We start from the raw sequence: 19,859 nt of genomic DNA, 5'->3' as shown, positions 1-19,859 counted from the left end.
GGAGGATCCCCGATGCTGAAAACCTGCCTTTTCGCCGCGGCGCTGTGCCTTGCGCTGCCGGCCGCCGCCCTGGCCGCTGACGGTGATGATCCGGGCAAGGCCGGCTTTGGCCTTGCCGGGCTGTTGTCCGCCGCCAACAAGGAGGACCTGCCGCCCATCACCCTGTCGGCGGGAATGCCGCTGGCCGATGCACCCTGGGTGCTGAACTCCGGCACATATTACGAGTTCGAGATCCAGGGCGACGGCAGCCAGGAACTGGCGCTGACGGGGGCGGAGTTCTTCCGCGCCATCTGGATCGACGAGATCGTGGTGGAGGGCCTCGAGATCCGCCCGCTGGGGCTCGACAGCATCGAATTCGACGAGGCCGGCGAGATGGAGATCGGATTTATCGCGCTGAAACCGGGGAATTACCACCTCAAGGTGCCCGGCTCCACCGGCGACACCCAGCGGTTGGAGATTACCATCCGATGACCGGGCTGCGGCTGGAAAACCTGAGCTATGCCTACGGCGCCCGGCAGGCGCTGGACGCAGTCAGCTTCCGGGTTGAACCCGGCACCTTCTGCGCCCTGCTCGGCCCCAACGGCGCAGGCAAGTCGACGCTGTTTGCGCTGCTCACCCGGCTGTTCACCGCGCCGCAGGGCAGGATCGAGATCGACGGCCACGACATGGCCCGCGCCCCGCGCAAGGCGCTGCGCCGGATGGGGGTGGTGTTCCAACAGCCGACGCTGGACCTAGACCTGACGGTGCAGCGCAATCTCAGCTATTTCGCAGCCCTGCACGGTCTGCACGGCGCCAGGGCGCAGGCCCGGATCGAGGCCGCTCTGGAGCGGCTGGAGATGCCCGGCCGGCTGGGTGAGCGGGTGCGCGACCTCAATGGCGGACACCGCCGCCGGCTGGAGATTGCCCGCAGCCTGATCCACCATCCCAAGGTGCTGCTGCTGGACGAGCCGACAGTGGGGCTGGACGCGGCAACCCGGCGCGCGATCACCGCCCATGTGCACGACTTGTCGCGGCGCAAGGGGCTGACGGTGCTCTGGGCCACCCATCTCACCGACGAGATCGAAGACGCCGACCAGCTGTTGATCCTGCACCGCGGCAAGCTGGCGCAAGACGGCAAGGCCCGCCAGCTGCGCGGCGGGCTCGGGCTGGCCGATCACTTCCTCAGGCTGACAGGAGAGCCGGCATGACCGCCTGGCTCGCAGCCCTGGCGGCAATCACGCAGCGCGAGGCGCTGCGGTTCATCGGCCAGCGCGCCCGCTTCGTCGCGGCGCTGGTGCGGCCGATGCTGTGGCTGGTGGTCTTTGCCGCGGGCTTTCGCGCCGCGCTTGGCCTGTCGATCACCCCGCCCTACGCCACCTACACCACCTACGAAGTCTATATCGTTCCAGGCCTGTGCGGCATGATCCTTCTGTTCAACGGCATGCAAAGCTCGCTGTCGATGGTCTTTGACCGGGAAATGGGCTCGATGCGGCTGCTGCTGACCTGTCCGCTGCCGCGCTGGTGGCTGCTGGTCTGCCGCCTGCTCGCCAGCACCGCGATCTCTATCCTGCAGGTCTATGTGTTCCTGGCGCTTGCGGCGATTTTCGGCATCCGCTTCGGCTGGGGCGGCTATGCCGCGCTGCTGCCCGCCCTTGTCCCGGCCGGGCTGATGCTGGGGGCGCTGGGGCTGGCGCTGTCCTCGGTGATCCGCCAGCTGGAGAATTTCGCCGGGGTGATGAATTTCGTGATCTTCCCGATGTTCTTCCTGTCCACCGCGCTCTACCCGTTGTGGAAAATGGCCGAAAGCTCGGCGCTGCTGCACGATATCTGCGCCGTGAACCCCTTCAGCCAGGCGGTCGAGCTGATCCGCTTTGCGCTTTATCAGCAGCTGAACACCGCCGCGCTGGCCTGGGTGCTGCTGTCCGGGCTGGTCTGGCTGGGACTGGCGGTCTGGGGCTACGACCCGGCGCGCGGGCTGATCCGCAAGGCCGCGAAATAGGGCTGAACCGCCCCGCTCCGCGCCGCAGGCTGACGCAGCGCGGGACTTGCACCGTAGATCCGGGCCGCAAGGCGCCGGGCGCTGCCGTGCCGGGCCCTCCCCCCTGCCCCTGCCGCCCTCCGCTTACGACCATTGTGCAATACCGCTCTTCCGGCGCGCCTTGGATACTGTGGCAGGCCGGCAGCCCGCACCGGGCAGTGGCTGTTGATGATCCAATGAAAGGGAGGAGCCCAATGAACCGCTTCATCACGGCGGTCGCCGCAGGGACCATGATGGCGGGCGTCAGCCACGCCGGGGTCACCGAGGACGACCTCAGGAACGACCAGACAACCACCACCCAGGTGGTGACCAACGGGATGGGGCGCCACCTGCAGCGCTACAGCCCGCTGGACACGCTGAACAGGGACAACGTCGCAAACCTTGTACCCGCCTGGGCCTTCAGCCTCGGCGGCGAAAAGCAGCGCGGCCAGGAGACCCAGCCGCTGATCTATGACGGCATCATGTATATCACCGGTTCCTACAGCCGGGTCTATGCCATCGACGTCGAGACCGGCCGCGAGATCTGGCAGTACGACGCCCGGCTGCCCGAAGGCATCCTGCCCTGCTGCGACGTGGTGAACCGCGGCGGCGCGATCTATGGCGACACCTTCTATTTCGGCACGCTGGACGCCCGCATCGTGGCGCTGGACCTCAAGACCGGCGACGTGAAGTGGCGCAAGAAGGTGGCCGACTACAAGGCCGGCTATTCGCTGACCGCGGCGCCGCTGATCGTCAACGGGCTGGTGATCACCGGCAACTCCGGCGGCGAGTTCGGCATCGTCGGCGAGGTGCAGGCGCGCGACGCCGAAACCGGCGAGCTGGTCTGGACCCGGCCGGTGATCGAGGGCCACATGGGCACCTTCAAGGGTGAGGAAAGCACCATGACCGGCACCCTGAACGCCACCTGGCCGGGCGACATGTGGAAGACTGGCGGCGGCGCCACCTGGCTCGGCGGCTCCTATGATGCGGAGACCGACACGCTGGTCTTCGGCGCCGGCAACCCGGCGCCCTGGAACAGCCACCTGCGCAACGCCGGCACCCCGGTGGAGGGCAACGCCGGCGACAACCTCTATGCCGCCAGCCGCATCGGCATCGACCCTTCCAACGGCGAGATCAAGTGGCACTTCCAGACCACCCCGCGCGAGGGCTGGGACTATGACGGCGTCAACGAGGTGGTCGCCTACACCGACCGCAGCGGCAACAAGCGCTTCGCCACCGCCGACCGCAACGGCTTTTTCTATGTCCTGAACCGCGAGGACGGCAAATTCGTCAGCGCAACGCCCTTCGTCAAGGACATCACCTGGGCCGAGCGCATCGACGACACCGGCCGCCCGGTCTTTGTCGAGGAAAACCGCCCCGGAAACCCGGCGGACGCAGCCGATGGCAACAAGGGGGAGGTGATCTTTGCCTCGCCGTCGTTCCTGGGCGGCAAGAACTGGATGCCGATGGCGTTCTCGCAAAACACCGGTAATTTCTATGTGCCCTCGAACGAATGGGGTATGGACATCTGGAACGAGCCGATCAGCTACAAGAAGGGCGCCGCCTACCTGGGTGCGGGCTTCACCATCAAGCCGAACTACGAGGACCATATCGGCAGCCTCAAGGCGATCGACCCGGACACCGGCGAGATCAAGTGGGAATACAAGAACGACGCGCCGCTATGGGCCGGGGTGATGACCACCGCGGGCGGGCTGGTGTTCACCGGCACTCCCGAGGGCCGCTTCATCGCCTTTGACGACGAGACCGGCGAGGAGCTGTGGTCGTTCCAGACCGGCTCCGGCATCGTCGGCCAGCCGGTCACCTGGGAACAGGACGGCGTGCAGTATGTCTCGGTCGTGTCCGGCTGGGGCGGCGCGGTGCCGCTGTGGGGCGGCGAGGTCGCCAAGAAGGTCAACTACCTGAACCAGGGCGGCATGGTCTGGACGTTCCGCCTGCCCCGCCAGCTGGCGCAGGCGGACTGACCCCGCCCCGGCTGCGGGCCGCAGGCAACAAACCCGGGCGCGCCTCCTGCGGGGGCGCGCCCTCCATATGCGACTTTAGGCGTATACCGCTGCTGCCGCCCGCTTGCTAAGCTGGCAGGAAAACAACAGCTCTGGTGCAGATATGCCGACACACACGGACACGCCGACCACCCCAGGGTTCCACGCGGCGCTGCTGGTGGATGACCACCCGCTGTTCTGCGACGCCCTGGCGATGACACTGCAGGCGGTCACCGCAATCAGCAGCATGCACACCGCGCCGGCCCTGCAGGCCGCGCTCGACATGATCGCCGACGGCATCCGCATCGACCTGGTGGTGCTGGACCTGAACCTGCCCGACGTCAACGGGCTGGACGGGCTGCTGCGGCTGCGCAAGGTGACGGACTGCCCGATCCTGGTGGTCTCCTCTATGGCCGACAACCGCATCGTCAGCTCGGTGATCCATGCCGGCGCCAACGGTTTCATTCCCAAGCACAGCCAGCGCGACGTGTTCCAGAAGGCGGTGGAAGCAATCAATCAGGGCAAGGTGTTCCTGCCCGACGGCTGCGTGCTGCTCGATGACAAGGCCGGCAGCAGCGACGACGTGCTGCAGCGGCTGTCGCAGCTGACCAATCAGCAGGCCCGGATCCTGCAGCTGATCTGCGAAGGCAAGCTGAACAAGCAGATCGCCTACGAGCTGTCGATCGCCGAGACCACGGTCAAGGCCCATATCACCGCCATCATGCGCAAGCTGGGGGTGCAAAGCCGCACCCAGGCGGTGCTGGCCGCCAAGCAGGCGAGCTTTGCAAACGTCTTGCAAGACGCGCCGCCGCCCGCCTAGTCTGACGGGCGGAATTTGGGGAGGAGAAAGAGGATGGACCCTGTCGATGGCCCGTCAGGCGCGCCCGTGGCGGAGCCGCAGGTTGTCCGGTCCGGCTCGGTCGACTGCCGGGCGCCGGACGCTGTCGAACAGCTGGCCCAGGCGCTGAACCCGAACGGCCTGTCGCTGGTGGTGCTGTTCCTGTCGCCGGACACCGACGTTGACCGGCTGATCGGCGAGGCGCAACGGCGGTTCGCCCCGGCGCAGGTTGTCGGCTGCACCACCGCGGGGGAGATTTCGGCAGCCGGCTATGTCGAGGGCGAAATCGTCGCCATCGGCTTTGCCCAGTCGCATTTCCAGACCCGCACCATCCTGATCGAGGATCTCGGCAGCTTCGATCCGCACAGCGTGATCGAGCGGATGATCCGAAACCGCAGCCACATGGCACAGGAGGCCGGCGGCTGGATCTCCGACTTCACCTTCCTGCTGGTCGACGGGCTCTCCACCAAGGAGGACGCGCTGACCTCGCAACTGGCGGTGGGGCTGGGGCCGGTGGCCTTTTTCGGCGGCTCGGCGGGCGACGGCACCAACTTCGGCAAGACCTATGTGCTGCATGGCGGCCAGGCCCATTCCAACGCCGCCATTCTGATCCAGGTCCGCAGCCGCTGCCCGATCAAGGTGTTCAAGACCGACCACCTGATCCCGTCGCAGAAACGCATGGTGGTGACCGGGGCCGATCCCGCCCGCCGGGTGGTGCATGAGATCAATGCCGAACCCGCCGCCCGCGAATACGCCCGGGTGCTGGGCAAGGACCCGGAGCAGCTGACCGCCTTCACCTTTGCCGCGCATCCCGTCGCGGTGCAATTCGGCGACCAGCACCATGTGCGCGCCATCCAGCGGGTCGCCGACAATGACGAGCTGGTGTTCTTCTCCGCCATCGACGAGGGCGTGGTGCTGACCCTGGCCGAGCCGGAGGACATGGTGACCCATCTGGAGCGCGAGATGGCCGCGCTCAGCGCCAAGCGCCGCCCCGAGATCATCCTGGCCTGCGACTGCATCCTGAGGCGGCTGGAAGCGCAGCAGAAGCAGGTCTCGCAGGACATTTCCCGCATCCTGCGCGACAACAGGGTGGTCGGCTTTTCGACCTATGGCGAACAGATCAACTCGATGCATGTCAACCAGACCCTGACCGGGGTGGCGATCTACCCGCCGGACGAGGGCTGAGCAATGGTGCATGAGCTGATCGACCCCCGCGACCCGCCGGAGCGTCAGAACCAGAAGCTGCTGAAAATCGTCGAGACCCTGATGCGCCGGGCCGAGCAGAGCTCGGAAGCCTCCGACGAGGCCTACGCCCAGTTCCAGCGCGCGGTGATGCTGGAGGAGGAGGTGCGCCTGCGCACCCGCGAGCTGGAGCACGCGCTGGACCTGCTCAACGAGTCGAACGCCCGGCTGGCGCTGGCCAATGCCGAGACCGAGGCCGCCCGCGCCAACCTGGCCAATGCGATCGAGACGGTGCAGGAAGGCTTTGCGCTGTTTGACGCACAGGACGTGCTGGTCATGTGCAACACCCGGTTCGGCAAGCACATGGCCGATATCTACCATCTACTGCGGCCGGGGCTGAAATTCGCCGATTACGTGAACCTGGTGGCAACCAGCGCCCATCTGGCGCTGCCGGAGGGGGAGACCGCCGCCGACTGGGAGGCCTACCGGATCGCCCGCCACAAGGACGATCACGCGGTGTTCAACGTGATGATGGCCGGCAACAGCTGGCTGCAGGTCAGCGAGCACCGCACCCCGGACGGCGGCACCGTAATCCTGCAGACCGATATCACCGACATGATGCGGCTGGAGCGGCAGGAGCGCGAGCGGCTGCTCGACGACCAGTCGCGGGTGATCAAGGCAACGCTGGAGCATCTCGACCAGGGGGTCTGCATCTTCGACGCCCAGAACCGCCTGGTCGGCTGGAACCGCCGCGCCGGAGAGCTCTTGTCGATGCCCGCGGGCAAGTTCCAGCTGGGCATGTATTTCGCCACCCTCTACCGCCAGGCAGCGGACAGCATCCGCCTGCTCGGCGGCACCCGGCCGGAAGAGGTCGAGGCCTGGGTAGCCAGCACCGCCAAGCGGGCACCCCTGTCGTTCGAGATCAGACTGGGCCGCGACCGAATCCTGGCGGTCTTTGCGCAGCAGATGCCGGACAAGGGCTTTGTCATCAGCTTTACCGATGTCACCGCTGAACGCGCCGCGGTCCGCACCATTTCCCAGGTCAACGAAACGCTGGAGCAGCGGGTGGCCGAACGGACGCTGGAGCTGGAGGACGCGCTGTCGGAGGCGGAGCGCGCCAATGCCTCCAAGTCGCGGTTCGTCGCCGCCGCCAGCCACGACCTGCTGCAGCCGCTGTCCGCCGCCAAACTCTATGTCGGCTCGCTGGAGGACGACCTGCAGGATGCGGGCTTCAGGGACCGGGCGGCCAAGGCCGGCAACGCGCTGGTCGCGGTCGAGCGCATCCTCGGCGCCCTGTTGGACATTTCCAAGCTCGACTCCGGCCTGGCGGCAATCGACCGGACCGCCATCAGCCTGGGCAGCATGCTGGACCAGCTGAAGGACGAACTGGAACCTGTCGCCCGGCTCAAGGGGTTGGAATTCCGGGTCGTGCGCAGCGGCGCGGTGGTGGAAAGCGACGCCGCCTACCTGCGTCGAATCCTGCAGAATCTCGCCTCCAACGCGGTGCGCTACACCACCAGCGGCAAGGTGCTGATCGGGGTGCGACAACGCCGCGGCCGGGTGCTGCTCGAAGTCCGCGACACCGGCCCCGGCATCCCGCCGGAGCATCAGGACAGGGTGTTCCAGGAGTTTCAGCGGCTCAACGCCAAGGCCAGCCCGTCGGACGGCATGGGGCTGGGTCTCGCCATTGTCGAGCGGGCCTGCCGGCTGCTGGAACATCCGCTGAACCTCACCTCGGAGGTCGGCCGCGGCACCTGCTTTTCGGTGGAGCTGCCGCTGAGCACGGTTACGCGCGCGCCATCGCCGCTGCCCGGCCCCGGCACCGGCGCCGCGGTCCCGTTCGAAAACCGGATCGTGGTGCTGATCGAGAACGACGCCGGCCTCAGGGCAGCGCTGGAGATCACGCTCGACAGCTGGGGGCTGAACGTGCTGCCCTGCGCCAGCTGCGCCGACGCCCTTGCGCTGCTGCTGGAAATCGACATCAGCCCGGATGCGATCATCGCCGATTACCAGCTGGACGACGGCGCGCTGGGAACCGATGCGATCGCCGCACTCCGGGCGCAGCACGGCCCGGTTCCGGCCTGCCTGGTGACCGCCAACCGCTCACCGGATCTGGCGGCGGCCTGCGCCGGGCTGAACGCGGCGCTGCTGCACAAGCCGATCGACACCGGCGAACTGCGCGGCTTCCTGGAGCGCGCGCTGTCCTGACCAAGGCGCGGCGCGCCTCAGCGCAGGCACACGTCGGAGCGGGTCAGGAACCGCTTGCCGCTGCCGTTTTCCAGCGAGAACATCCCGCCGATGCCGTCGATCGCGTCGATCACCAGATTGGTGTGCTGCCAGCGCGCGTGCTGATCGGCATTCATGTAAAACGGCACCCCGCCGATCTCCCCCACCAGCACATCGCTGCCGCCGACGATGTAGTCGCCCTGCTGAAAGCACATCGGCGCGGACCCGTCGCAGCAACCGCCGGACTGGTGAAACAGCAGATCCGGCCCGAAGCGCGCCTTCAGCTCGCCGATCAGTTGCAGCGCCGCTTCTGTGGCCGTCACGGTCATGCCTGTTGCCCCGGTCATTGCACACTCCCCCGGCTGAATGAAAAAGAAACGGCCCCGGAAACCCGGGGCCGCCTGTCACACGGCTGTTCAGAAGAACCCCAGCGCATTGGGGCTGTAGCTGACCAGCAGGTTCTTGGTCTGCCGGTAGTGATCCAGCATCATTTTGTGGGTTTCCCGCCCGATGCCCGACTGCTTGTAGCCGCCAAAGGCCGCATGGGCCGGATAGGCGTGATAGCAGTTGGTCCAGACCCGGCCCGCCTGAATGTCGCGGCCAAAGCGGAAGGCGCGGTTGGTGTCGCGGGTCCACACGCCGGCGCCCAGCCCGTAAAGCGTGTCATTGGCGATCTCAAGCGCCTCGGCGTCGTCCTTGAAGGTGGTGACGGACAGCACCGGGCCAAAGATCTCCTCCTGGAAAATCCGCATCTTGTTGTGGCCCTTGAACACCGTCGGCTCGATATAGTTACCGCCTTCCAGCCCTTCCAGGGCAGAGACATTGCCGCCGGTCAGCAGCTCGGCGCCCTCATCCTTGCCCAGCTGCAGGTAGGAGGCGATCTTCTCCTTCTGCTCGGTCGAGGCCTGAGCGCCGATCATCGTGTCCATCGACAGGGGGTTGCCCTGCTTCACCGCCTTCACCCGTTCGATGGCGCGGGCCATGAAGTCGTCGTAGATCGACTCCTGGATCAGCGCCCGGCTGGGGCAGGTGCAGACCTCGCCCTGGTTCAGGGCAAACATGGTGAAGCCTTCCAAGCATTTGTCGAAATAGGCGTCATCGGCGGCCATCACATCCTCAAAGAAGATGTTCGGGGACTTGCCGCCCAGCTCCAGCGTCACCGGAATCAGGTTCTGGCTGGCATACTGCATGATCAGCCGCCCGGTGGTGGTCTCACCAGTAAAGGCAATCTTGGCGATCCGGTTCGACGAGGCCAGCGGCTTGCCCGCCTCCAGCCCGAAGCCGTTGACGATGTTCAGGACGCCTGCCGGCAGCACTCCGGCGATCAGCTCCGCCAGCACCATGATCGAGGCCGGTGTCTGTTCCGCCGGTTTCAGCACCACGCAGTTGCCCGCCGCCAGCGCCGGCGCCAGCTTCCACACCGCCATCAGCAGCGGGAAATTCCACGGGATGATCTGCCCGACCACGCCCAGCGGTTCCGGAATGTGATAGGCATAGGTGTCGGCGTCAATTTCGGAGATATGGCCTTCCTCGGCGCGGATGCAGCCCGCGAAATAGCGCCAGTGATCCACACAGAGAGCGAGGTCGGCGTGGATCGACTCGCGGATCGGCTTGCCGTTGTCCAGCGTCTCTGCCGCCGCCAGCAGCTGGGTGTTTTCCTCCATGATATCGGCGATCTTCAGCAGCATGTTGGCGCGCTCGGTGGTCGAGGTCTTGCCCCAGGCCGGAAACGCCGCATGGGCCGCATCCAGGGCTGCCTCGACATCCTCCGCGTTGGACCGGGCAATCTCGCAGATCACATCGCCGGTGATCGGAGTGGTGTTTTCGAAATACTGGCCCGAGCGGGGCTCGGTGAATTCGCCGTTGATAAAGTTGCCATAACGCGGCTTGAACGGAAAATCGACGCCCAGATGCGCCGTGTCCAGTGCCGCGTTGGCCAGCCCGTTCGTGTGGATGTTCATGCCATTCCTCCCAAGAATTGATCCAAGAAATGCAGCGGAACTGGCGGCCATGCACCTTCGATTGCAGGCACTCGGTCCGGTGCTGCCTAAAGGCTTAGACCATCGGCAAAAGCCGCGGTATTCGACCAAAGTCCCTGCCGGCCGCCGGGCGGGAGGCGCCCTTGGCTAGCGGTGATACTGGGCAAAGGGCTGGCCGCCCAGCCGGGTGATTGCCACCGGCGTCTGATAGAGCGCGCTCAGGCGCTCGGCGGTGGCTGCCGCTGCCACCGGACCTTGAAAGGCCACTTTCCCGTCTCGCAGCGCCACCACATGATCGGACCAGCTGATCGCATAGTTCAGATCATGCACTACGATCACGATGCCCCTGCCCTGCAGCTCCGTCAGATGCCGCAGCTGCGCCATCAGGTTGCGGGCGTGGTGCAGGTCGAGGTTGTTAAGCGGCTCGTCCAGCAGCAGCCAGTCCGTGTCCTGGACATAGGCCATGGCGATAAAGGCCCGCTGCCGCTGGCCGCCCGACAGCTCATCCAGGAACCGCGTCTGCAAATCTCCCAGATCAAACAGCTCAACCGCATTCGCAATGGCCGCATGATCGGCCACCCCCAGCCGCCCCGCGCTGTGCGGCCAGCGGCCAAAGCCGATCAGGTCGCGCACCCGCACCCGGCTGGCAACGCTCAGATGCTGCGCCACCACAGCCATCTTGCACGCCAGCTGCGCGGGCACCGTCTGCGCCAAGTCCATCCCGTCCATGCGGATACGGCCGCTGCTGGCCGTCAGCTGCCGGGCGATCAGCTTCAGCAGCGTCGATTTCCCCGCGCCGTTGGGGCCGATCAGCGCTGTCACCCGGCCTGCGGGGATCTCGGCATCTATGCCTTGCAAAATAGGGTTCGCCGCCGGACCAAAGCTGAGGTTCGAGACTTGAATCACCGGATTTTTCCTTTCACCAGCAGGACCAGGAACAACAATCCGCCGCAGAACTCGATGACAACCGCCAGGGTGGATTGCAGATGCAGCAGGCGTTCAAACACGGTCTGGCCCGACACCAGGATCAGCGCCCCGATCAGCGCCGCCGCGGGCAAGAGCAGCGCGTGACGGTGGCTCTGCATCAGGCTGTGGGCGAGGCTGGTGACTAGAAGGCCGAGAAAGGCCAGCGGTCCCACCAGCGCCGTCGCGACTGAGACCAACGCCGCAATCAGACACAGCACCCGCAGTTGCAGCCCGTCGTAGGCCACGCCAAGGCTGCGCGCCGGCGTACGGCCCAGAGCGGCCACGTCCAGCACTTGGTGGTTGCGGACCAGCCACAGGCCCGCCAGCGCCATCAGCCCCAGTCCCGCCATCAGCGCGGAGCGGTCGATGCCGCTGAACTGGGCAAACATCCGCGCCTCGACCATGGTGAATTCCGACGGCTCCATCAGCCGCTGCAAAAAGACCGTCAGGGTGCGGAACATCACCCCCAGCACCACGCCCGCCAGCACCATCAGCTGGATGTCGTGTCGGGTACGGCCCAGCAGGCTGGTGAACAGCACCAACGCTGCGCCCAGCATCACCGCGGTCTCCAGCGCGAACCCCGGCAGGCCGCTGATCCGGCTGGCCCCGGCAGCCCCCAGACCCGCCACCAGCCCGGTCTGCAGCAGCAGAAACAGCGCATCAAAGCCCATGATCGAGGGCGTCAGGATGCGGTTCTGGCTGATGGTCTGGAACAGTACCGTCGCCACCCCGGCAGAGGCGCCGACCGCCAGCAAAGCCGCCAGTTTAACCAGCCGCAATTCCAGAATATAGGCGGTCGGACCGCGCAAGCCCCAGAACAGGAACAGCGCCGCCGCCGCCGCCAGCAGGCAACCCAGCGCGATCAGCCGCCGGTCAGCCATTGGCCTGCCGCCCCAGCAGAAGATACAAGAATACCGCTGCCCCGAAGATGCCGAAAACGGTGCCGGCCGGGATCTCATACGGGTAGCGCAGCACGCGCCCCAGAATATCGCAGACCAAGAGCAGCCCGGCCCCGGCAGCGGCCACCACTGGCAGGCTTTCGCGCAGGTTGTCGCCCATCAGCCGCGACACCAGATTGGGCACCACCAAGCCGATAAAGGGCAGCATCCCAACCGTTACGATCACCAGGGACGACACCAGCGACACGGTGACAATGCCGAACCCCAGCACCCGCCCGTAGCGCAGACCCAGGTTCAGGCTGACATCCCGGCCCAGTCCGGCAATGGTGAACTGATCGGCGGCAAAATAGGCTAGCAGCGCCAGCCCGCCTGCCAGCCACAGCAGCTCATACCGGCCCGCCAGAATGCCGGAAAACTCGCCGCTCATCCAGACGCCAAGGTATTGCAGCAGCCCGGCCTCGATGGCGATGAAGGTGGCGCAGGCCATCAGCAGCCCGCCATAGACCAGCCCCGACAGCGGGATCAGCAGCACCTGATGCGGCGGGATGCGGCGGGCCAGCAGCATGAAGACCCCGGTGCCCGCCAGCGCCGCCCCGGCGGCGGCCAGCATCTTGACCAGAATCGGCGCGCCGGGCGCCAGCAGCGTCACCGCCAGCAGGCCCAGCATCGCTGCCTCGCTGGTGCCGGTGGTGCCCGGCTCGACAAACCTGTTGCGCACCAAAAGCTGCATGATGACGCCTGCCACTGCCATCGCGGCGCCGGTCAGCAGCACCGCAGCGGTGCGCGGGATACGGCTGACCGCCAGCACCTGCAGCGCCTGCGGGTCGCTCAGCAGCGTGCCCAGCGGCAGCGGCCCGGCCCCCACCAGCAGGCTGACCAGTGCCAGCGGCACCAAGAGCACTGCCACCAGCAGCAGCCGGCGGCGCGGTGCGCGCGCTTGGGAAACGGCGGGGTCACTCACCTGACGCAAACCCGGCCCGGATTTCGTCCAGTGTCGCGCTCATCGACTGGATGCCGCCGCCCGCAACATAGATATTGGCCGGGTTCAGATAGATCACCCGGCCCTGCGACCAGGCCTTGGTTCCTGCTACCAGCGCATTGTCCAGCGTCACTGCGGCGGCCTGATTGCCCTGCCCCAGCGCCACCGCCCGGTCGACAACGATCAGCCAGTCGGGATCGGCGGCGGCGATGAACTCGAACGAGACCGCCTCGCCATGGGTCTGCGCATCCAGATCCGGCACCGCCTCCGGCAGTTCCAGCGCCTGATGCAGCCAGCCGAACCGCGACTGCGCCCCATAAGCCGAGACCCTCGGCCCGTTGGTCATCACGATCAGCGCATCGCCGCGCCCGGCCACCGCCGCGCGGGCCTCTGCCAGTTTGGCCTCGAACGCCGCCTCCAGCTCCGCCGCCCGGTCCGCGCGCCCCGTCAGCTCCCCATAGGTGCGCAATCGCGCCAGCGCCTGCGCGGCCAGATCGGTGCCCCAGATCGTCATGTCGATGGCTGGCGCGATCTCCGCCAGCGGCTCAACTTGGGTGGAGGACCGCCCGCCCGCCACGATCAGGTCCGGCGCCAGCATGGCAATTGCCTCGAAATCCGGCTCAAACAGCGTGCCGACGGAGTCGGCCCCCTGCTGCAGATCGTCCAGGTAACTCACAAACATCTGCGCCGGCACGCCCACGGGCTGCACCCCAAGCGCGTCCAGCGTATCCGCCGCGGCCACGTCCAGAACCACGATTCTCTCAGGGATTTCAGGCAGGTCCACCCTGCCCCGCGCGGTCTCCACCGCCACGCCTTGCGCCGATGCCGCACCCGCCATGGCGAAAAAAACCGGCGCCGCCAGTTGCAAAACCTTCCAATGTGCCATTTCCTGTCCTCTGATGAGATGGAATTCGGCTGGCTGCGAAGGCTTGCTGAAAATCAAGGGGGGGCTTACCGGCACGTGCTGCAAAAGTCCAGATGCGCCATTTCGCTGCCGCCACGGCAGCCAGCTGCTGCGGCCGCCCGGCGAAGGCGCGCAAATCACCGGCCTGTCTGCAGAAAACCTCTTGATGCAGCGGACCCCCGATTGTAAGGAAGCGGCCACCGCACGGTCCTGCACCTGATAAGGCTTCGACCCGAACCGTCAGCTTTGCACCTCCCAGCCCCTCGAACTCTGGACAGAAAGGCCCCGCGATGCCGCACCGCCTCCCCCTCTCAGATTTCCCGAAACGCCCTGCACAGGCGCGCATCCGATGAGCGGCGGCGCGGAGACATTCGAGGGCCTCTATGGCCTCGACGCCTGGGGCAGCGGCATGCTGGAAGTGACCCCGGACGGTGCCGTGGCGCTGCGGCTGCCGCAGGCGCCCGGCGCCAAGCCGACCCCGCTGCCGGAGGTCATCGCGGCAATCGAGGCGCGCGGCATCTCTGCCCCAGTGGTGCTGCGGGTGCAGCAGTTCTTGGAACAGTCGCTGACACAGCTGCATGACGCCTTCAACGGAGCGATTGAGGCCGCGGGCTACAAGGGCCGCTACCGCGGCGTGTTCCCGATCAAGGTGAACCAGCAGGCCGAGGTGATCGGCCACCTGATGACCGCGGGCCAGCAGTTCAATTACGGGCTGGAGGCCGGCTCCAAGCCGGAGCTGATGATTGCCCTGTCGCAGCCCCTTCCTGAGGACGCGCTGCTGATCTGCAACGGCTCCAAGGATGAGGCCTTTATCCGGCTGGCGATCCTGTCGCGCAAGCTGGGCCACAACACGGTGATCGTGATCGAAACACTTGAGGAGTTCGACATCATCCGCCGGGTGGCGGAGGATCTGGACATCCGGCCGCTTCTGGGCGTGCGGGTCAAGCTGACCGAGCGCGTCACCGGCAAATGGCAGGCCAGCTCCGGCGACCGCTCCACCTTTGGGCTCGGCGCCCATGATCTGGTGACGCTGATGGGCCGCCTGCGCGACAGCGGCTTCCTCGACTGCCTGGTGCTGCAGCACAGCCACCTGGGCAGCCAGGTGCCCAACATCTTCGACATCCGCCGCGCCGCGGATGAGGCCTGCCGATTCTTTGTGGAACTCACCCGCATGGGCGCGCCGCTGACCCATATGGACCTCGGCGGCGGCCTGGGCGTCGACTACACCGGCGCCCGCCGCCCGGACGACAACTCGGTCAACTACACCGTCAACGAATACTGCACCAATATCGTCGAAACCGTCCGCTATGCGCTGGATGAGGCGGGTCTGCCCCACCCCACCATCGTCACCGAAAGCGGCCGCTTCGTGGTGGCGCATTCCTCGATCTTCATCTTCGAGGTGCTGGGCGCCACGCTGTACGATGCGCCGCAGAAACCGGAGGTGCAGCCCGACGACCACCACCTGGTCTCCGACCTCATGGCGGTAGAGGCCTATATCGGCGCACCGCGCTTCCAGGAGGCGCTGAACGACGCGATCTATTACCGGGACGAGCTGCGGGCGCTGTTCCGCCGCGGCCAGATCGGGCTGGAGCAGCTGTCGCGCGCCGAACAGGGCTTCCTGTATCTGGCCGGCCTGTTCAAATCCGCTGCCCGCGGCGACGACAGCCTGACAGAGGCCGCCAGCGCCCTTGGCGCCTTCACCGACCACTACCAGGGCAACTTCTCGCTGTTCCAGTCACTGCCGGATGTCTGGGCGATCGACCAGCTGCACCCGATGATGCCGCTGCAGCGCCTGAACGAGGCCCCCGCCCGCAACGCGATGATCACCGACATCACCTGCGACAGCGACGGCAAGCTGGATCACTTCATCCTCGCCGACGGAACATCCAATGCGCTGCCGGTGCATGACCTGCGCGAGGATGAGCATTACCTGATCGGCGTGTTCTTTGTCGGCGCCTACCAGGAAACGCTCGGCGACTTGCACAACCTGTTTGGCGATGCCAACGTGGTCACCATCTCTCTGGACGGCCAGGGCGGCTTTGATATCGAGCACGAGACCGAGGCCGATACCATCGCTGAGGTGCTGTCCTATGTCGAATACGACCCGCGCCAGTGCCTGGAGACCTTCCGCAAGCGGGTGGAGCGCGCCGTGAAATCCGGCAAGGTCAACGCCGCGGAGCGCCGCCAGATGATTGCCGCCTACAAGGACAGCCTTGCCGGCAGCACCTATTTCGACTGAAGCCGCCCCCCGGAAGACGACCCAGGGGCACATCGGAACACCGGGGTCTCGGCCCCTTCTGCAAAGGAACAAACATATGGAAAAGGTTCTGGTTGTTGGCGCCGGCGGCGTCGGATCCGTCACTGTCACAAAAATGGCCATGCACCCGGAGATCTTTAAGGAGATCACCCTGGCCAGCCGCACGGTCTCGAAATGCGAGGACATAGCCGCCAACGTCAAGGCACGCACCGGCGTCACCATCCGCACCGCCCAGCTGGACGCGATGAAGGTCGCCGACACCGTGGCGCTGATCAAGGAAACCGGCGCTGAACTGCTGGTGAACCTGGCCCTGCCTTATCAGGACCTGGTGCTGATGGACGCCTGCCTCGAGGCCGGCATCCACTACCTCGACACTGCCAATTACGAGCCCGAGGACGAGGCCAAGTTCGAATACAAATGGCAGTGGGCCTATCAGGAGCGCTTCAAGGAAGCGGGCCTCACCGCGATCCTGGGCGCCGGTTTCGACCCGGGCGTCACCTCGATCATGGCAACCTGGGTGCGCAAGCACAAGCTGGAGGGCATCCGCCTGATCGACGTGCTGGACTGCAACGGCGGCGACAACAGCAAGCCGTTTGCCACCAACTTCAACCCGGAAATCAACATCCGCGAAGTCACCGCACCGGCCCGCCACTGGGAAAACGGCGCCTGGCACGAAACCCCGGCGATGACCCATAAGTACGAGTTCGACTTCCCCGCCGTCGGCAAGAAGAACATGTACCTGATGTATCACGAGGAACTGGAGTCGATGTCGACCCACTTCCCCGAGATTGAGCGCGCCCGCTTCTGGATGACCTTCGGCGATGCCTACATCAACCACGTCACCGTGCTGCAGAACATCGGCATGACCAGCATCGAACCGGTGATCCACAACGGCCAGGAAATCATCCCGCTGCAGTTCCTGAAAACCGTGCTGCCGGATCCGTCGGAACTGGGTGAGCTGACCAAGGGCAAGACCTGCATCGGCGACATCATCACCGGCCCGGCCAAGGACGGCGGCGCAGAGAAGACCTATTACATCTACAACATCTGCGACCACGAGGAATGCTACGCCGAGGTCGGCAGCCAGGCAGTGGCCTATACCACCGGCGTGCCTGCGATGATCGGCGCCGCGATGGTGATGAACGGCACCTGGCGCGAGCCGGGCGTGTGGAACACGGAACAGTTGGACCCGGATGCCTTCATGGACATGCTGAACACCGACGGCCTGCCCTGGCAGGTGGTCGAACTGGAAGGCCACCCGGAGTTCTGATCAGCTTCGGCTTTCCTTGCACAAACGCCAGTCGCGCAAGCGGCTGGCACGCGCCTGCCCGCCCCACGGCGGGCGCGTTCCGCCCCCGCCCGGGCAGCCGCTCAGCTCTGTTGTGCTTACCGGGCCTCTGGATCAGAGAAACCCATGGACATCAAAGCGCTTTCTACCGACAGCTTCGCTAAATTTGACCTGTACCGCGTGCCCTCCCCTTGTTTTGTGGTGGATGAGGTCGCAGTGGAGCGCAACCTGACGATCCTGAAACAGGTCGCGGATGCCTCCGGTGCCAACGTCCTCTTGGCGCTCAAGGCGTTCTCCATGTTTGCCGTGGCTCCGCTGGTGCGGCGCTACCTGTCCGGCACCTGTGCCTCCGGCCTGTACGAGGCGCGGCTGGCGCGCGAGGAATTCGGCGGTGAGGTCACCACCTATTCCGCCGGCTTCAAGGCAGACGACCTGCCGGAAATCATCCGCCTGTCGGATCACCTGATCTTCAACTCCCCGGCCCAGCACCGCCGCTTTGCGCCGCTGATCGCCGACGCCCGCGCGAAAGGCGAGAGCATCTCCATCGGCCTGCGCGTGAACCCGGAGCATTCCGAAGGATGGAACGAGAAATACGACCCCACCGCCCCCTGCTCGCGCCTCGGCACGCCGGTGTCGCAGCTGAACGATCAGGACTGGGACGGCGTCGAAGGCCTGCACATGCACACGCTCTGCGAACAGCTGTTCGAGCCGCTGCAGCGCACCTTTGCCGCGCTGGAAGAGAAAATGGGCGGCCGCCTCAAGCAGCTGAAATGGATCAACCTCGGCGGCGGCCACCACATCACCATGCCGGACTACAACCGCGACGGGCTGATCGCCCTGATCCGCCATATCCGCGAAACCTACGGCGTCGAGGTCTTCATCGAGCCGGGCGAGGCGGTGGCGCTGCATTCCGGCATCCTGGTGGGCGAGATCCTGGATGTGGCGGAAAACAGCATGCCGCTAGCGATCACCGATATCTCCGCCACCTGCCACATGCCCGACGTGATCGAGGCCCCCTACCGCCCCGACCTCTTGGGCGAAGTCACAGACGTGCCGCCGCACCGGCTGGGCGGGCCGTCCTGCCTGGCGGGCGATGTGATCGGCGATTACGGCTTTGCAACCCCGCCGCAGCCCGGCGACCGCATCGCCTTCCTCGACCAGTCGCATTACTCGATGGTCAAGACCAACACCTTCAACGGCGTTCCCCTGCCCGCAATTGCGCTGTGGAACTCCGATACCGACGCGCTGAAACTCCTGCGCACCCCCTCCTATGACGATTTCAAGGACCGCCTGTCATGACCTACTTCCTCGAAGGCGAACTGAGCGACGCCGAACGCGATCCAGCCACCGCCCGCTTCCGGGTGATTCCGGTGCCGCTGGAGCGCACCGTCTCCTACGGCGGCGGCACGGAGGGCGGCCCGGAGGCCATTCTTGAGGCCAGCGTCGAGCTGGAACGCCTCTACCGCGATGCTGAACCCTGCGCCGCGGGCATCGTGACTCAGGACGCCGTCGACTGCACTGGCCCACTGCCCCAGGTGATGGAGCGCATCGCCGCCCGCACCGAGGCCGCCGTGGCCGCAGGCGCGGTGCCGGTGACGCTGGGCGGCGAGCACGCACTCAGCTACGGTGCGGTGCGCGGCGTTGCGCGGGCATTGGGCCGCCCCGTCGGCATCGTCCAGATCGACGCCCACGCCGATCTGCGCAAGGCCTATCAGGACGAACGCCACTCCCACGCCTCAGTGATGCAGCTGCTGGCCGAGGAGGATGGCATCCGCATCGCCCAGTACGGCGTCCGCGCCATGAGCCAGGAGGAAGTCGACCGCCGCGCCGCCTGCAACGTGATCTCCATCGACGCAGAGGAACTGGTCACCGGCAACATCCACTCCGTCACCCTGCCCGAGGATTTTCCGCAGGACGTCTATGTCTCCTTTGACGTCGACGGTCTGGACCCGGCAATCCTGCCCGCCACCGGCACCCCGGTCCCCGGCGGCCTCGGCTACTATCAGGCGCTCAACATCGTGCGCTCAGCGCTGGCAGGCCGCAATCTGGCGGGCTGCGACGTAGTGGAGCTGGCCCCGACCGAGGACAGCCGGGTGTCGGAATTCACCACCGCCCAGATAACCTATGCGCTGATGTCTTTCGCAGCGGCCAAGTAACGCGTTGGCGGCCGGGGCCAACTGCGTCCGGCCGCTGCACTTGAGCGGCAAAACTGCAACAGCGAGAACCGAACTAATTTACTCAACAATACCCTCTTGCCCCCGGCACGGCAGCTCCCTAAGAGGCCCAAGCCTTTGAAAAGGCAAGCCAGGAATTAACCCAAGCTAACAGCTCTTAGAACACGGGTT

General features: G+C 66.0%; 17 protein-coding genes. 11 read left to right on the top strand and 6 right to left on the bottom strand.

Features of this window, described 5'->3' with window-relative positions; genetic code table 11:
* The first annotated feature begins 12 nt into the window (after positions 1 to 12).
* The 7 genes from KUW17_RS19330 to KUW17_RS19300 all read left to right on the top strand — a co-directional run bounded on the left by KUW17_RS19330 (position 13) and on the right by KUW17_RS19300 (position 8,224).
* Entirely contained in the window at positions 13 to 471 is a 459-nt protein-coding gene (locus KUW17_RS19330) for a hypothetical protein (protein ID WP_222481944.1), read from the top strand.
* Positions 468 to 1,187 (top strand): ABC transporter ATP-binding protein, encoded by a 720-nt coding sequence (locus KUW17_RS19325; RefSeq protein WP_222481943.1) that lies wholly within the window; start codon positions 468 to 470, stop codon positions 1,185 to 1,187. Before KUW17_RS19330 ends, KUW17_RS19325 begins: the two co-directional genes overlap by 4 nt.
* The gene (locus tag KUW17_RS19320; protein WP_222481942.1) at positions 1,184 to 1,978 is read left to right on the top strand and encodes an ABC transporter permease; all 795 of its coding nucleotides are present in this window, start codon (positions 1,184 to 1,186) and stop codon (positions 1,976 to 1,978) included. Before KUW17_RS19325 ends, KUW17_RS19320 begins: the two co-directional genes overlap by 4 nt.
* A 233-nt stretch (positions 1,979 to 2,211) precedes the next feature.
* The gene (locus tag KUW17_RS19315; protein WP_222481941.1) at positions 2,212 to 3,978 is read left to right on the top strand and encodes a PQQ-dependent methanol/ethanol family dehydrogenase; all 1,767 of its coding nucleotides are present in this window, start codon (positions 2,212 to 2,214) and stop codon (positions 3,976 to 3,978) included.
* 142 nt (positions 3,979 to 4,120) lie between these two features.
* The gene (locus tag KUW17_RS19310) at positions 4,121 to 4,816 is read left to right on the top strand and encodes a LuxR C-terminal-related transcriptional regulator (RefSeq protein ID WP_222481940.1); all 696 of its coding nucleotides are present in this window, start codon (positions 4,121 to 4,123) and stop codon (positions 4,814 to 4,816) included.
* Between the two features lie 33 nt (positions 4,817 to 4,849).
* Positions 4,850 to 6,019, top strand: a complete 1,170-nt coding sequence (locus KUW17_RS19305) for an FIST N-terminal domain-containing protein (protein ID WP_065268943.1) — start codon at positions 4,850 to 4,852, stop codon at positions 6,017 to 6,019.
* A 3-nt stretch (positions 6,020 to 6,022) separates the two neighbouring features.
* Complete coding sequence (locus KUW17_RS19300; protein WP_222481939.1) at positions 6,023 to 8,224, top strand: PAS-domain containing protein; 2,202 nt, start codon at positions 6,023 to 6,025, stop codon at positions 8,222 to 8,224.
* 17 nt (positions 8,225 to 8,241) lie between these two features.
* On the opposite strand, the gene KUW17_RS19295 is transcribed toward KUW17_RS19300, so the two are convergent.
* From KUW17_RS19295 to KUW17_RS19270, 6 genes are all read right to left on the bottom strand, one after another.
* Entirely contained in the window at positions 8,242 to 8,589 is a 348-nt protein-coding gene (locus KUW17_RS19295; RefSeq protein WP_222481938.1) for a DUF779 domain-containing protein, read from the bottom strand.
* Between the two features lie 69 nt (positions 8,590 to 8,658).
* On the bottom strand, positions 8,659 to 10,203 hold the full coding sequence (gene adh, locus KUW17_RS19290) for an aldehyde dehydrogenase (protein WP_174148710.1): 1,545 nt from the start codon (positions 10,201 to 10,203) through the stop codon (positions 8,659 to 8,661).
* A 165-nt stretch (positions 10,204 to 10,368) separates the two neighbouring features.
* Entirely contained in the window at positions 10,369 to 11,127 is a 759-nt protein-coding gene (locus KUW17_RS19285) for an ABC transporter ATP-binding protein (RefSeq protein ID WP_222481937.1), read from the bottom strand.
* Entirely contained in the window at positions 11,124 to 12,068 is a 945-nt protein-coding gene (locus KUW17_RS19280) for an iron chelate uptake ABC transporter family permease subunit (RefSeq protein ID WP_222481936.1), read from the bottom strand. Before KUW17_RS19280 ends, KUW17_RS19285 begins: the two co-directional genes overlap by 4 nt.
* Positions 12,061 to 13,047: an ABC transporter permease gene (locus tag KUW17_RS19275; RefSeq protein WP_315899410.1), complete on the bottom strand. Its 987-nt coding sequence runs from the start codon at positions 13,045 to 13,047 to the stop codon at positions 12,061 to 12,063. The genes KUW17_RS19280 and KUW17_RS19275 overlap by 8 nt, the downstream gene beginning before the upstream one ends.
* The gene (locus tag KUW17_RS19270) at positions 13,040 to 13,951 is read right to left on the bottom strand and encodes a siderophore ABC transporter substrate-binding protein (RefSeq protein ID WP_222481935.1); all 912 of its coding nucleotides are present in this window, start codon (positions 13,949 to 13,951) and stop codon (positions 13,040 to 13,042) included. Before KUW17_RS19270 ends, KUW17_RS19275 begins: the two co-directional genes overlap by 8 nt.
* Before the next feature lie 367 nt (positions 13,952 to 14,318).
* Here KUW17_RS19270 and speA point away from each other — a divergent pair, with 367 nt between their 5' ends.
* From speA to speB, 4 genes are all read left to right on the top strand, one after another.
* Positions 14,319 to 16,208 carry a biosynthetic arginine decarboxylase gene (gene speA / locus KUW17_RS19265; RefSeq protein WP_222481934.1) on the top strand — a complete coding sequence of 630 codons (1,890 nt, stop codon included), beginning with the start codon at positions 14,319 to 14,321 and terminating at the stop codon, positions 16,206 to 16,208.
* Between the two features lie 76 nt (positions 16,209 to 16,284).
* Positions 16,285 to 17,496: a saccharopine dehydrogenase family protein gene (locus tag KUW17_RS19260; protein ID WP_222481933.1), complete on the top strand. Its 1,212-nt coding sequence runs from the start codon at positions 16,285 to 16,287 to the stop codon at positions 17,494 to 17,496.
* Between the two features lie 144 nt (positions 17,497 to 17,640).
* The gene (locus tag KUW17_RS19255; protein WP_222481932.1) at positions 17,641 to 18,813 is read left to right on the top strand and encodes a carboxynorspermidine decarboxylase; all 1,173 of its coding nucleotides are present in this window, start codon (positions 17,641 to 17,643) and stop codon (positions 18,811 to 18,813) included.
* On the top strand, positions 18,810 to 19,670 hold the full coding sequence (speB, locus tag KUW17_RS19250; RefSeq protein ID WP_222481931.1) for an agmatinase: 861 nt from the start codon (positions 18,810 to 18,812) through the stop codon (positions 19,668 to 19,670). The genes KUW17_RS19255 and speB overlap by 4 nt, the downstream gene beginning before the upstream one ends.
* The last annotated feature ends 189 nt before the right edge of the window (positions 19,671 to 19,859 follow it).

It is taken from the genome of Leisingera aquaemixtae (assembly GCF_019801145.1).
GTDB lineage: Bacteria > Pseudomonadota > Alphaproteobacteria > Rhodobacterales > Rhodobacteraceae > Leisingera > Leisingera aquaemixtae_A.
This window is presented reverse-complemented; position numbering and strand designations above follow the sequence as displayed.